The 14,032-nt window shown below is 55.9% G+C and carries 12 protein-coding genes and 1 other RNA gene; 4 read left to right on the top strand and 9 right to left on the bottom strand.

The genetic code is table 11. The features are described 5' to 3' along the window. Positions 1-59 precede the first annotated feature (59 nt). The 7 genes from gcvP to PW844_RS28635 form a co-directional block, all read right to left on the bottom strand. Entirely contained in the window at positions 60-2,933 is a 2,874-nt protein-coding gene (gcvP, locus tag PW844_RS28665; protein WP_299460047.1) for an aminomethyl-transferring glycine dehydrogenase, read from the bottom strand. Between the two features lie 83 nt (positions 2,934-3,016). Next, entirely contained in the window at positions 3,017-3,403 is a 387-nt protein-coding gene (gene gcvH, locus PW844_RS28660; RefSeq protein WP_299460044.1) for a glycine cleavage system protein GcvH, read from the bottom strand. 21 nt (positions 3,404-3,424) lie between these two features. Next, a complete protein-coding gene (gcvT, locus tag PW844_RS28655; RefSeq protein ID WP_084876559.1) occupies positions 3,425-4,522 on the bottom strand; it encodes a glycine cleavage system aminomethyltransferase GcvT in 1,098 nt (365 codons plus the stop codon). 464 nt (positions 4,523-4,986) lie between these two features. Continuing rightward, positions 4,987-6,189, bottom strand: a complete 1,203-nt coding sequence (gene ubiI / locus PW844_RS28650) for an FAD-dependent 2-octaprenylphenol hydroxylase (RefSeq protein ID WP_299460040.1) — start codon at positions 6,187-6,189, stop codon at positions 4,987-4,989. A gap of 20 nt (positions 6,190-6,209) precedes the next feature. After that, positions 6,210-7,388, bottom strand: coding sequence for a 2-octaprenyl-6-methoxyphenyl hydroxylase (gene ubiH / locus PW844_RS28645; protein ID WP_299460037.1), 1,179 nt, complete (start codon positions 7,386-7,388; stop codon positions 6,210-6,212). Further along, positions 7,385-8,707, bottom strand: coding sequence for a Xaa-Pro aminopeptidase (gene pepP, locus PW844_RS28640; protein ID WP_299460034.1), 1,323 nt, complete (start codon positions 8,705-8,707; stop codon positions 7,385-7,387). Before pepP ends, ubiH begins: the two co-directional genes overlap by 4 nt. A gap of 51 nt (positions 8,708-8,758) precedes the next feature. After that, entirely contained in the window at positions 8,759-9,340 is a 582-nt protein-coding gene (locus PW844_RS28635; protein ID WP_299460031.1) for a YecA family protein, read from the bottom strand. Between the two features lie 170 nt (positions 9,341-9,510). Between PW844_RS28635 and zapA the strand changes: the two genes are divergently transcribed. From zapA to PW844_RS28620, 3 genes are all read left to right on the top strand, one after another. Next, a complete protein-coding gene (gene zapA, locus PW844_RS28630; protein ID WP_084876564.1) occupies positions 9,511-9,840 on the top strand; it encodes a cell division protein ZapA in 330 nt (109 codons plus the stop codon). 39 nt (positions 9,841-9,879) lie between these two features. Beyond that, a non-coding RNA gene (ssrS, locus tag PW844_RS28625) (6S RNA) lies at positions 9,880-10,063 on the top strand. Between the two features lie 76 nt (positions 10,064-10,139). Continuing rightward, positions 10,140-10,730 (top strand): 5-formyltetrahydrofolate cyclo-ligase, encoded by a 591-nt coding sequence (locus PW844_RS28620; protein ID WP_299460026.1) that lies wholly within the window; start codon positions 10,140-10,142, stop codon positions 10,728-10,730. Between the two features lie 52 nt (positions 10,731-10,782). Here PW844_RS28620 and serA read toward each other — a convergent pair whose 3' ends face one another. Both serA and rpiA read right to left on the bottom strand, forming a co-directional pair. Continuing rightward, positions 10,783-12,021 (bottom strand): phosphoglycerate dehydrogenase, encoded by a 1,239-nt coding sequence (serA, locus tag PW844_RS28615; protein WP_299460023.1) that lies wholly within the window; start codon positions 12,019-12,021, stop codon positions 10,783-10,785. Between the two features lie 279 nt (positions 12,022-12,300). Then, positions 12,301-12,960 (bottom strand): ribose-5-phosphate isomerase RpiA, encoded by a 660-nt coding sequence (gene rpiA, locus PW844_RS28610; RefSeq protein WP_299460020.1) that lies wholly within the window; start codon positions 12,958-12,960, stop codon positions 12,301-12,303. Positions 12,961-13,119: 159 nt separating this feature from the next. Between rpiA and PW844_RS28605 the strand changes: the two genes are divergently transcribed. Further along, on the top strand, positions 13,120-14,025 hold the full coding sequence (locus PW844_RS28605) for a LysR family transcriptional regulator ArgP (RefSeq protein ID WP_084876568.1): 906 nt from the start codon (positions 13,120-13,122) through the stop codon (positions 14,023-14,025). Positions 14,026-14,032 lie beyond the last annotated feature (7 nt).

The raw sequence follows: 14,032 nt of genomic DNA, 5'->3' as shown, positions 1-14,032 counted from the left end.
TTACCTCCATAAAAAAAGGCCGGTTGCCCGACCTTTGCTGTGATGGGAAAGAGTGTAGCTTACGCGTACTCACTCATCGGGACACAGCTACAGAAAAGATTGCGGTCGCCGAAGACATCATCCAGGCGTTTTACCGTCGGCCAGTATTTATTGGCGCTACCTGCCGGGAACACGGCCAGCTCGCGGGTGTACGGATGCGCCCACTCACCGACAATTTCCATCTGGGTATGCGGCGCATTGACCAGCGGGTTGTCTTCGAGCGGCCATTCACCATCAGCCACACGATCGATCTCCATACGAATCGCCAGCATGGCGTCGATAAAGCGATCCAGTTCGATTTTGCTCTCCGATTCCGTCGGCTCGACCATCAGCGTACCGGCAACCGGGAACGACATGGTCGGCGCATGGAAGCCGTAGTCAATCAGGCGTTTGGCAATGTCCAGCTCGCTGATGCCGGTTTGCTCTTTCAGCGGACGGATATCCAGAATACATTCATGCGCAACGCGGCCATCGCGACCGGTATACAGAATCGGGTAGGCTGACTGCAGACGGCTGGCGATGTAGTTAGCATTGAGAATTGCTACTGAACTGGCCTGTTTCAGTCCTTCTGCGCCCATCATACGGATGTACATCCAGCTGATCGGCAGAATCGAAGCGCTGCCAAACGGCGCTGCGGAAACCGCGCCCTGCTGGGTCAGTACGCCATCAATCTGCACCACGCTGTGGCCCGGCACGAAGGGGGCCAGATGCGCTTTCACGCCGATCGGTCCCATACCCGGGCCGCCACCGCCGTGCGGAATGCAGAAGGTTTTGTGCAGGTTAAGGTGAGAAACATCCGCACCGATGTAGCCTGGTGTGGTGATACCCACCTGCGCGTTCATGTTGGCACCATCAAGATAAACCTGGCCGCCGTACTGATGCACAATCTGGCACACTTCACGGATTGTTTCTTCGTACACGCCATGGGTAGACGGATACGTCACCATGATGCAGGAAAGCTTATCGCCCGACTGTGCTGCTTTCTCACGCAGGTCACCGAGGTCGATGTTGCCCTGTTTGTCACAGGCGACTACCACCACTGACATGCCCGCCATCTGTGCAGACGCCGGGTTGGTGCCGTGTGCGGAACTGGGGATCAGGCAGATATGACGGTCGCCTTCATTGCGGCTTTCGTGATAACGGCGAATCGCCAGCAGACCGGCATATTCTCCCTGTGCGCCCGAGTTCGGCTGCATACACAGCGCGTCATAACCGGTCAGCTGCACCAGCCACTGCGACAGCTGGCCGATCATTTGCAGATAACCCGCTGCCTGCTCTGACGGACAGAACGGATGCATTTCAGCGAATTCCGGCCAGGTGATTGGAATCATTTCGGCTGCGGCATTGAGTTTCATGGTGCAGGAACCCAGTGGGATCATCGCCTGGTTCAGCGCCAGATCCTTTTTCTCCAGGCTGTGCATGTAACGCATCATCTCAGTTTCGCTGTGATGACGGTTGAACACAGGATGTTCCAGAATGGCGCTTTGACGCTGCTGGCCCGCCGGAATCGCGCTGTTTTCAGCGGCAACTGCGCTATCCAGCGCATCAATATCCTGGCCGTGGGCATCGCCCAGCAGAATAGCGAATAACGCCTGCACATCTTCACGACGGGTGGTTTCATCCAGGGTGATACCCACCGCGTTATGGATGTCGCTGCGCAGGTTGACACCAAAGCTCAGCGCACGGTTAAGTACCGCCGCTTTATCAGCCACGTCAACCGTCAAAGTATCGAACCAGCTGTTGTGGCGCAGTTTCAGGCCACCGTTTTTCAACCCGGCAGCCAGAATGCTGGTCAGACGGTGAATACGTGAAGCGATACGCTTCAGGCCAGCTGGTCCATGATAGACCGCATAGAAAGCGGCGATATTCGCCAGCAGCACCTGTGAAGTACAGATGTTGGAGTTGGCTTTTTCACGACGGATATGTTGTTCGCGGGTCTGCATCGCCATGCGCAGCGCAGTGTTGCCCGCCGCATCGCGTGAAACACCGATGATACGGCCCGGCATCGAGCGTTTATGTTCGTCGCGGCTGGCAAAGAAGGCCGCGTGCGGACCACCGTAGCCCATCGGCACGCCAAAGCGCTGCGCAGAGCCAAACACGATGTCTGCGCCCTGCTTGCCTGGAGCTTCCAGCTGCACCAGCGCCATAAAATCAGCGGCGACACTCACCACCACTTTGCGGCTTTTCAGCTCGCTCATCAGTGCGCGGTAATCATGCACTTCACCGGTAGTACCTGCCTGTTGCAGCAGCACACCGAACAGGTCGTCATGATCGAGCGCTTTTTCCGCGCTGTCGATAATCAGTTCAAAACCAAAGGTTTCAGCACGAGTACGCACCACATCCAGCGTCTGCGGATGGATATCGTCGGCGATAAAGAATTTGTTGGCAGTTTTCAGCTTGCTGACGCGTTTTGCCATCGCCATCGCTTCAGCGGCGGCAGTGGCTTCGTCCAGCAGTGACGCCGATGCGATGTCGAGGCCAGTAAGATCCAGCGTCAGGGTCTGGAAGTTAAGCAGCGCTTCGAGACGGCCCTGTGATACTTCCGGCTGATACGGCGTGTAAGCGGTGTACCAGCCCGGATTCTCCAGCATGTTGCGCAGAATCACCGGCGGGGTGATCACTGCAGTGTAACCCATACCAATCCAGGATTTGTAACGCTGGTTCTGACTGGCAATGGCTTTCAACTCAGCCAGCGCCTGCTGCTCAGTGGCGGCATCACCCACCGCGGGCGGGCCCGGCAGTTGGATGTCGGCAGGCACGATGGAACCGATCAACGCTTCCAGTGAGCTGGCACCAATCGCTTCCAGCATGGTGGCCTGTTGCTCCGGCGTAGGGCCGATATGGCGCTCAATGAAAGCACCGTTATGTTCAAGCTGGCTGAGAGTCTGAGTCATTAGCAGTAAATCCTGAGTCGGGCTGGGTATTAATACAGATAAAAACGAAGGTGCCGCCTGGCGACACCTTCTGTTACGCATACTTATTCGTCGATGGAAGCTTTGTACGCATCGGCGTCCAGCATCGAGTCAAGTTCAGACTCATCGCTGGCTTTGATTTTGAACAACCAGCCATCGCTGTACGGATCGCTGTTGATCAGTTCCGGCGAACCTTCCAGTTCTTCGTTAATCTCAATGATTTCGCCGCTCAGCGGGGCATAGATGTCAGAAGCGGCTTTCACTGATTCTGCTACTGCACAATCTTCACCAGCTGCAACAACGCGTCCCACTTCTGGCAGGTCAACAAATACCATGTCACCTAACAGTTCCTGGGCATGTTCGGTAATCCCGACGGTGAAAGTACCGTCGGCTTCTTTACGCACCCACTCGTGGCTATCTTTGTACTTCAATTCTTTTGGTACATTGCTCATCGCCAAATCTCCTGAAAAAAGTTACTGAGCGACCGGCTTACCGGCGCGAACAAAAATTGGTTTGGTGACCTTCACCGGCATTTCACGGTTGCGGATTTCCACAATCGCCTGCTCGCCAATTCCCGCTGGCACGCGTGCCAGCGCAATGCTGTAACCCAGCGTTGGAGAGAAGGAACCACTGGTAATAATACCCTGCTGCGGCTGACCCTGTTCATCGGTGAAACGTACCGGCAAGCCGTTACGCAGCACCCCTTTTTCGGTCATTACCAGGCCCACCAGTTTTTCTGTCCCTGCAGCACGCTGAGCTTCCAGCGCGGCACGGCCAATAAAATCACGGTCGGTCGGTTCCCAGACAATGGTCCAGCCCATGTTGGCCGCCAGCGGTGAGACGCCTTCATCCATCTCCTGTCCATACAAGTTCATCCCCGCTTCCAGACGCAACGTATCACGTGCACCCAGACCCGCCGGTTTGACACCTGCCGCCAGCAAACGCTGCCAGAAATCCGCAGCAGCGCCAGCAGGCAAGGCAATCTCGTAGCCCGCTTCGCCGGTATAACCGGTGGTAGCAATAAACAAATCTTCCGCCTGAACGCCGAAGAATGGCTTCATGCCCGCTACAGCCTCACGTTGTGCCGCGCTAAACAACGACTGTGCTTTTTGCTGGGCATTGGGTCCCTGTACCGCAATCAGCGCCAGATCATCACGTTCGGTCAACGTCACCCCGTATTTCTTCGCGTGTTCACCAATCCATTGCAGATCTTTTTCACGCGTAGCGGAGTTCACCACCAGACGGAAAAAGTCCTCGGTCATAAAGTAAACAATCAAATCATCAATGACGCCACCGGAAGCGTTCAGCATGCCGGTGTAAAGCGCTTTGCCTGGCTGGGTCAGTTTGGCGACATCATTTGCCAGCAGATAACGCAGGAATTCACGGGTGCTCGCCCCGCGCAGATCGACGATGGTCATGTGGGAAACGTCAAACATGCCGGCATCAGTACGTACCGCGTGGTGCTCATCCATTTGTGAGCCGTAATGCAGAGGCATCATCCAGCCGTGAAAGTCCACCATGCGGGCGCCGCTGGCCTGATGTTGTTCGAATAGAGGCGTTTGCTGAGTCATAACCATCCTGTAGAAAACAAGTGAGCGTGACGCGCCTGCGTAGCCATGATGGCTGACGCAAACGTTCTCTTTGCGCTGACGTTACCACCGAACGCTCGAATTAACCATAAGGAAAACGAGGGCGAAACAAAGTCTGTCGCCTGCGAAGCGCCGCACAGAATGCAGGATAATCCACTGGATTTATGTGATTAAACACGCACAAAATACAACAACATAACTTTTATGTAGCAAAATAATGGAATCCAACGCCATGAGTGGGCAAATGGCACCGAAAAAAAACCACCATGACATGAGAAAATATAATGCGAATTCCTGCGTAAAATTAGAATAAATCAAACGAGGCGCAAAAACAGGGCGAGTCTGCATCATGGTGGTGCAAACGGGGAATTAGCTGGGGAAGAATGAATGGCTGTAACGGCGCGATAAATCTCGCCGTTACGGAATTTGTGCAGATTTAGAGAAGGTTAGCGCAGCCAGCCGGGGATATCGTTCAGCCCCATGGCCTGCTTCAGCATCATCGGTTTAACCCCAGGCAGGGTGTCCGCCAGTTTCAGGCCGACGTCACGCAGGAATTTTTTCGCTGGATTACTCCCGGCAAAAAGTTCACGGAAGCCCTGCATACCCGCCAGCATCAGCGCAGCGCTGTGCTTACGGCTGCGCTCATAGCGACGCAGATACAGATGCTGTCCAATATCCTTGCCCTGACTGTGCAAACGGCGAATTTCACCGATCAACTCTGCGGCATCCATAAAGCCCAGATTCACGCCCTGCCCGGCCAACGGATGGATAGTGTGCGCAGCATCGCCCACCAGCGCCAGCCGGTGTGCAGCAAAATTACGCGCATAGCGTGCCATCAGCGGGAAGGTTTTACGCTCGCTCTCCACCTGGCACAAACCAAGGCGCATATCGAAAGCCACAGAAAGCTGCTGATTGAACAGCGCTTCAGGCATATCCTGCAAACGCGTGGCTTCCTGGGGAGACAACGACCAGACAATCGAACTCAGATGCGGGTCCTGCATTGGCAAAAATGCCAGAATGCCGTCACCGTGGAACACCTGGCGCGCCACCGCATCGTGCGGCAGGTCAGTGCGGATATTCGCCACCAGCGCGTGATGATCGTAATCCCAGAAAGTGATCGGGATATCCGCTTTGTCACGCAGCCAGGAGTTGGCACCGTCGGCGGCGATCAACAGACGGGCGCTCATCATGCTGCCATCCTGCAGAGTGATAAAGGCTTCGTTGTCGCCAAAAGCCACCTGCTGCAACTGCGCTGGAGCCAGCAACGTAATATCGCTGCACTGGCTGGCGCGCTGCCATAATGCGCTATGAATCACTGGATTTTCAATGATATGACCGAGGTGGGCTAAGCCCTGCTGCTCATCATCAAAACTGATGCTGCCAAAACTGTCCTGGTCCCACACTTCCATGCCGTGATAAGCGCTGGCGCGCAATGCCAGAATCGTTGACCAGACATCGAGCTTTTGCAGCAGGCGTTCACTGGCCGCATTGATCGCCGATACGCGGATCGATGGCGCAGCTTGCGGATCAAATCGCGGCTCTGCCGCCTTCTCCAGCACCGCAACGCGCAATCCACTGCCTTGCAGCCCGCAGGCGACGGCCAGTCCGACCATGCCACCGCCAGCGATAGCCACATCAAAAGTTTGCATTGCTGCCCCTTAATTCATGCTTAACGTTTTACCCAGCCGAGCGTCCGCGCGGCAAGGGGGTTTCGCAGCCACGGCAGATGGTCCATTGCCACCAGCCCAAGATTTCGTCCTGCCACCAGCGTGGCATAACGGTTAGCAAATAATCGTACCAGACCATCGGTCACGCCAATGGTCGCCGCACGATCCGGTTGGCGTCGAGCGGCAAAATGATGGAGTACCGCATAACTGCCGGGATCCTGCTGGTGACGCCAGGCACTCGCCAGTGTTTCCGCCAGCGACATCACATCACGCAGGCCGAGGTTAAAACCCTGACCGGCAATCGGATGTAGCGTCTGCGCCGCATTGCCCACCAGCGCCAGCCGGTGCGCCACCTGCCGCTCGGCGGTTTGTAACGCCAGCGGGTAAATTTCGCGCTGGCCGGTGTGGGTGAAGCGTCCCAGCCGCCAGCCGAACGCCTGTTGCAGCTCGCGCAGAAAAGTCGCGCCATCCCACTGCGCCAGCTTGTCTTTCTCGTCCAGCGGATGACACCACACCAGCGACATGCGATTGCCCGACATCGGCAACAACGCCAGCGGACCGTGTTCAGTAAAGCGTTCGAAGGCGCGTCCCTGATGCGGCAACTGCGTGGTGACATTGGCTATCACCGCCAGCTGTTGGTAATCCTCCCGCTGCCAGTTGATGCCGCAAGAGGCCGCCAACGGTGAACGTGAGCCGTCTGCCGCCACCAGCAGCGCACCATCCAGCTGTTCGCCGCTGTCCAGCGTGACCTGCACGCTATCAGCACTGCGTGACACCGCCGTGACATGCGCCGGGCAACGTAGCGTCACGCCCGGTGCGCTTTTCAGCCGCTGGAACAGGCGCTGCCCGACATCGAACAGCTCCACCACCTGGCCCAGTGCCGGTAGCTGGTAATCCGCCGCCTGCATCGAAACAAAGCCGGTATGACCACGGTCAGAAACATGGACGTGGGTAATCGGCGTGGCGCAATCCTGCAACGAACGCCACAGATCAATTTCCGCCAGTTGCTGGCAGGTCCCTGCCGCCAGCGCGATAGCGCGTCCGTCATATCCCGGATGCGCACGGCTGTCCGGTTCGCTGCGTTCAATCAGCATCACCGGCAGTTTTCCCTGCGTCAGATGGGATATGGCCAGCGCCAGCGTGGCACCGGTCATGCCGCCGCCTGCAATCAGAATAGTCATGCCTGACGCGCCGCCGCCATTAAGGCTTCAATTGCGTCGGCATCTTTCACCACGCTATCGGTGAGATTCTCGTTGCCTTCGGCAGTGATCACGATGTCATCCTCAATACGAATGCCGATACCGCGATACTGGGCCGGGACTTTGGCATCCGGCGCGATATACAGACCGGGTTCAATGGTCAGCACCATGCCAGGTTCCAGGATGCGGTCGCGGCTCGGGGTGCCATAATGGCCGACGTCGTGCACATCCAGCCCCAGCCAGTGGCTCAGCCCGTGCATAAAGAACTGGCGATGCGCCTGTTCCGCAATCAGTGCGTCCACTTCGCCTTCCATCACACCCAGTTCAACCAGGCCAGTCACCATAATGCGAACCACTTCTTCGTTCACATCATGGATGCTGATGCCTGGGCGGAACATTTCCAGCGCTTTGTACAGCGAAGCCAGCACGATGTCGTAAATGGCACGCTGCGGGTCGCTAAACTTGCCGTTGACCGGGAAAGTACGGGTGATATCACCCGCATAGCCCTGGAATTCACAGCCTGCGTCAATCAGCACCAAATCGCCATCACGCATCTCGCACTCATTTTCGGTGTAGTGCAGGATGCAGCCGTTTTCGCCTGCTCCGACGATGGTGTTGTAAGACGGAAAACGCGCACCGTGGCGATTGAATTCATGCTGGATCTCGCCTTCCAGCTGATATTCGAACATCCCCGGGCGGCAAGCCTGCATCGCACGGGTATGCGCCAGCGCGCTGATCTCACCGGCACGCCGCAGGATGGCGATCTCTTCTGGCCCCTTGAACAGGCGCATATCATGCACCCACGGACGCCAGTCGGTGAGGGTATCCGGCGCGCTCAGATTTTGCCGGAAGCCGCGACGCAGTTTATCCAGCGCACTAAACACCAGGTTATCCGCTTCGGCATACAAGCCCTGGGCGTGATACACCACATCCAGGCCGTTCAACAGCTGATGCAGCTGCTCGCCGATGTCGTCCCACGGCAATGCCCGGTCCACACCGAGTTTTGCCGGTGCCGCATCCTGGCCCAGACGACGGCCAAACCAGATTTCGGCCGTCAGGTCACGCACGCGGTTGAACAGCACGCTGTGGTTGTGGGTCTCATCGCTTTTAATCAACACCAGCAACGCCTGCGGCTCGTTAAAACCGGTGAAATACCAGAAATCGCTGTTCTGACGGAAGGGATACTCGCTGTCGTTGCTGCGCGTCACTTCAGGCGCGGCAAAAATCAATGCGGCACTACCGGGCGCCATACGGGCAATCAGCGCCTGACGACGTTGCTGGAAGGTTTCCAGTGAAATCATATTTGCACTCCCTGTTGAAAAGCGGGCACGGCAGTACCCGGAATGACGCGCTTAGTGTAGCGTTGGCTTCTTCACTTCAGGTGCAGTGGGTGGCTGCGGCTGGGTGAAGGTGTCGTGGCACAGCAATGCGGCAACACGAACGTATTCAATCACTTCTTCAAGTGATTGTTCGAGTTCTTCCTGATCTTCATCTTCGTCATAGCCCAGTTGCGCGATGGTACGCAGGTCATCAATCGCTTCGCCGGTTTCGCCGGTGACTTTGTCCAGCTTCGGCTGAGTCACACCAAGTCCCAGCAGGAAATGGTTGACCCATCCCGCCAGCGCATCGGCACGGTCAAACACCGTGATGTCATCGTCATCAGGCAGCATCAGCTGAAACAGGAAACCCTCTTCATCCAGCGTGTTGGCCAGGCTTTCATGTAACGCCTGTAACGGCTGCGACAGGCTTTGCGAAAAAGCCATGCCTTCGTTGGTGAGATCGTGCACCAGCGTCTTCCAGCTGTTATCCTGGTTGCCGCCACACAGGATGCCGCAAATCAGGCCGTGCATTTCAGCGGGGGTCATTCCCACGCCCTGCTGGGAAAGCGCCGTAGCCAGCGCGTTGTAAGTGGGCGTTGCGTTCTGTAAAGACATAAGCTTTCGTCGTCGTTGGCAGAATAAGTTCGTGTTATGCTACCACCAGGTGCCTCAGGGTTTCCAGAAAAGGGGTTGTAACTTATCACGCGGGTCTATATAGTTGCGCACCTCCCAAGCCATTGACTGCTAAGGGAGATGCGGGCGAAGTAATCAGTCAGGAAGGTGGCATGTCTGCACAACCGGTAGATATTCAGATTTTTGGTCGTTCATTGAGAGTGAATTGTCCGCCTGAACAGCAAGATGCGCTGAATCTGGCAGCTGAGGACCTCAATCAACGGTTGCAAGATTTAAAAGTTCGCACTAGAGTCACAAATACAGAGCAGCTGGTGTTCATCGCCGCGTTAAACATTTGCCACGAGCTGGCACAAGAGAAAGGTAAAACGCGCGACTACGCAGCCAATATGGAACAACGCATCCGTATGCTGCAACAGACCATTGAACAAGCATTAGTTGAGCAAGGTCGCATAACTGATCGCCAGGGCACAAAGTTTGAATAACACTTCATGGTTATCGTGATACAGTAACGGTGAAGTAAATTTTCTCTGAGATGTTTGCATGTGGGCCAGTCCCCTGAGCCGATATTTCATTACCACAGAATGTGGCGCTCCGTAACTTGTGAGCATGCTCGGTCCGTCCGAGAAGCCTGATAGTTGCGACGACACATTCACCTTGAACCAAGGGTTCAAGGGTTACAGCCTACGGCGGCATCTCGGAGATCTCCACTTAGTTCCACATCTGTAATCCCCCGGTACGCGTGATATAGTGGCTGGCAACAGCCGACATTGCCGGGGATATCATGTCTGAACCCTCACTACGCGACCGACAAGACATTCGTCAACACGTGCGCCATTTGCGTCGTAATCTCACGGCAGAACAGCAGGAACAGGCAGCCGATTTGCTGGCTGAACACGCCATCAATTTTGCCCCGATTGCCAATGCCGAACGCATCGCGCTGTTCCTTTCCGTGGATGGCGAACTGAATACCCGCCCGCTCATCGCCAAACTCTGGCAACAAAAAAAACAGGTTTATCTGCCCGTATTGCATCCTTTTGCACCCGGTAACCTGATCTTCCTGCGCTATACGCCAGACACCCCGCTTAGCCCGAATAAATTGCGTATCCCCGAGCCACCGCTGGATATCACCCGCATGGCAACGCTCGATCAACTGGATGTGATCATGGTGCCGTTAGTGGCGTTCGACCATAGCGGGCAGCGTCTGGGTATGGGTAAGGGTTTTTACGATCGCACCCTGCAAAACTGGCAGCAACATGGTGTCCTGCCCATCGGGATAGCGCATGATTGCCAGCGCGTGGAAGCGTTGCCGGTAGCGGCGTGGGATGTGCCTTTGCCTGCGGTGATTACCCCCTCAAAGCTGTGGCAGTGGTGATTGGCGCGATAAATCGCGCCGCTACAAAGATATGCAGCAGCGCGATGTTAAATCAGTACAGCAGACGTGCGCGGATGGTACCCGGAATCGCCTTCATCAGTTGCAGCGCTTTGTCCGCTACATCCTGCTGAGCGTCGATATCGATGACCACATAACCCATCAGCGGAGACGTTTGCAGATACTGGGCGGCAATGTTGATGCCCTGCTCAGCAAAAATCTGGTTGATGGCGGTCAGCACGCCCGGACGGTTTTCGTGGATGTGCAGCAGGCGGCTGGCACTGGCAGCATGCATCGGCAACGACACTTCCGGGAAATTCACCGCAGACAGCGTAGAACCGTTGTCCGAATACTTCGCCAGCTTGCCAGACACTTCCAGGCCGATGTTTTCCTGCGCTTCCTGAGTCGAACCACCGATATGCGGCGTCAGAATCACGTTATCAAATTCACACAGCGGTGAGTTAAACGGATCGCTGTTCGTCGCGGGCTCAGTCGGGAATACGTCAATTGCCGCACCCGCCAGATGTTTGTTCGACAAAGCATCGCACAGCGCCGGAATATCAATCACCGTACCGCGTGCGGCGTTAATCAGCAGCGCACCCGGCTTCATCAGCGCCAGTTCAGCGGCGCCGATCATATTCTGCGTGGACGGGGTTTCCGGCACGTGCAGGCTGACCACATCGCTCATGTTCAGCAGGTCAGACAGATGGCGCACCTGGGTCGCATTGCCCAGCGGCAGCTTGCTCTCGATATCGTAGAAGAACACGTGCATGCCGAGGCTCTCAGCCAGCACGCCCAGCTGCATACCGATGTGGCCATAGCCAATGATGCCCAGCTTTTTGCCACGCGCTTCGTAGGAACCCGACGCAATTTTATTCCAGATACCGCGATGTGCTTTGGCGTTCGCTTCCGGGATGCCACGCAGCATCAGCAGCATTTCACCAATCACCAGCTCCGCCACCGAACGGGTGTTGGAGAACGGGGCGTTGAACACCGGTACACCGCGTTTTGCCGCTGCATTCAGGTTGACCTGATTGGTGCCGATACAGAAGCAGCCAACCGCGACCAGTTTCTCAGCCGCAGCGAAAATCTCTTCGGTCAGTTGGGTACGGGAACGGATACCAATGAAGTGCGCGTCGCGGATGGAGGACTTCAGCGTCTCCGCATCCAATGCACCTTTGTGGAATTCGATGTTGGTGTAACCTGCCGCACGCAGATTATCCAGCGCGCTCTGATGGACACCTTCCACCAGCAGGAACTTAATCTTGTCTTTTTCCAGTGATAACTCTGCCATTTCCCGACCCTATTCAGAATTCAACGAGGGCTGCCATAAGCCAGCCTTCTGTCAAAATATCAAAAAATTCGATTGCAGCAAGACAATCGATTGCCTCCGCCCCAGCACGCGTCAGTGCTGGGGCAGCACAATGCCGTACAAAATCGGGATATGCGCCCGGAGCGAAGAATTAACCTGCTGTTGATGACTGTTTTGTGACATAAGTCACCGAATTTCAGCATACGAAGAAAAGATGTTTTGCGTACGGAAATAAGCGGCGCTACGAGAGCGCCGGACAGATCATTTTTTGATGGTTTTTACGCCATCGGCAGTGCCGATCAGGGCGATATCCGCACCACGCGCCGCAAATAACCCGACGGTCACCACGCCAGGCAGCGCGTTGATGGATTTTTCCAGCGCGATAGGGTCGAGAATGCGAAGATTATGCACGTCGAGAATAATGTTGCCATTATCGGTCAACACGTTCTGACGGTATTCCGGCAAGCCGCCCAGCTTCACCAGTTCACGCGCCACATAGGAACGCGCCATGGGAATGACTTCAACGGGCAGCGGAAAGTGGCCCAGCACATCCACTTCTTTCGACGCATCAGCAATGCAGATAAATTTCTCAGCCACCGCCGAGACAATTTTCTCACGCGTCAGCGCCGCACCACCGCCTTTGATCATCTGCATTTGTGGATTGATCTCATCAGCGCCATCAACGTAAACCGACAGCGAGTCCACTTCATTGAGATCAAATACGTGAATGCCAAGGGATTTCAGCTTCTGCGTTGAGGCTTCCGAACTGGAAACCGCACCCTCGATTTGATGCTTAATCGAGCCTAAAGCATCAATAAAGTGGGCGGCGGTTGAACCGGTGCCAACGCCAACAATGGTGCCCGGCTGCACATATTGCAGTGCTGCCCAACCTACCGCTTTTTTCAGTTCATCCTGGGTCATGGTATGTTTAAAACCTGTGCGACAACGAGGTGCGCGTAGTATAAAACAAGGCGGCATAAAAATGCGCGGCTGTTAAAGGCTTTGTAACTCAGTCCACAAAAACCATCTTTTACATTTTTGTGGCATAGTAACCTCCACCCTGAACGAGAGAGAACAAGAATGAAACGCCCGGATTATCGAACGCTTCAGGCGCTGGATGCTGTGATTCGTGAGCGCGGCTTTGAGCGCGCCGCGCAGAAACTTTGCATTACGCAATCGGCGGTATCGCAGCGTATTAAACAGCTGGAGAATTTATTCGGCCAGCCGCTGCTGGTACGAACCGTGCCGCCGCGTCCGACTGAGCAGGGGCAGAAGCTGCTGGCGTTATTGCATCAGGTGGAGTTGCTGGAAGAGGAATGGCTGGGTGATGAAAATGGTGGCACCACGCCGCTGCTGTTATCGCTGGCGGTGAACGCCGACAGTCTGGCAACCTGGTTGCTGCCCGCGCTGAAGGATGTGCTGGCAGATTCGCCGGTGCGCCTGAATATCCAGGTTGAGGATGAAACCCGTACTCAGGAACGTTTACGTCGCGGCGAAGTGGTAGGCGCAGTGAGTATTCAGCCGCAGCCACTGCCGAGTTGCCTGGTGGACCAGCTGGGCGCGCTCGACTATCTGTTCGTGGCTTCACCTGAATTTGCCGATCGCTACTTTCCCAATGGCGTGACCCGTTCAGCGTTGCTGAAGGCACCGGCCATCGCCTTTGACCATCTGGATGATATGCATCAGGCTTTTCTGCAGCAGAATTTCGATTTGTCGCCGGGCAGCGTGCCCTGCCATATTGTTAACTCGTCCGAAGCCTTTGTGCAGCTGGCACGCCAGGGTTCGACCTGCTGTATGATCCCGCATCTGCAAATTGAGCGTGAGCTGGCGAGCGGAGATTTGGTTGATTTGACGCCCGGTCTGTACCAGCGCCGTATGCTGTACTGGCACCGCTTTGCACCGGAAAGCCGTCTGATGCGCCGCGTGACCGACGCGCTGATTGCGCACGGACATCGCGTACTGCGCCAGGACGACCTGGCCGCCTAAGCCAACA

The organism is Pantoea sp., assembly GCF_028283705.1.
Classification (GTDB): Bacteria; Pseudomonadota; Gammaproteobacteria; order Enterobacterales; family Enterobacteriaceae; genus Pantoea.
Note: the sequence above shows the minus strand (reverse complement) of the source record. Positions and strands in the feature narration are given on the sequence as shown.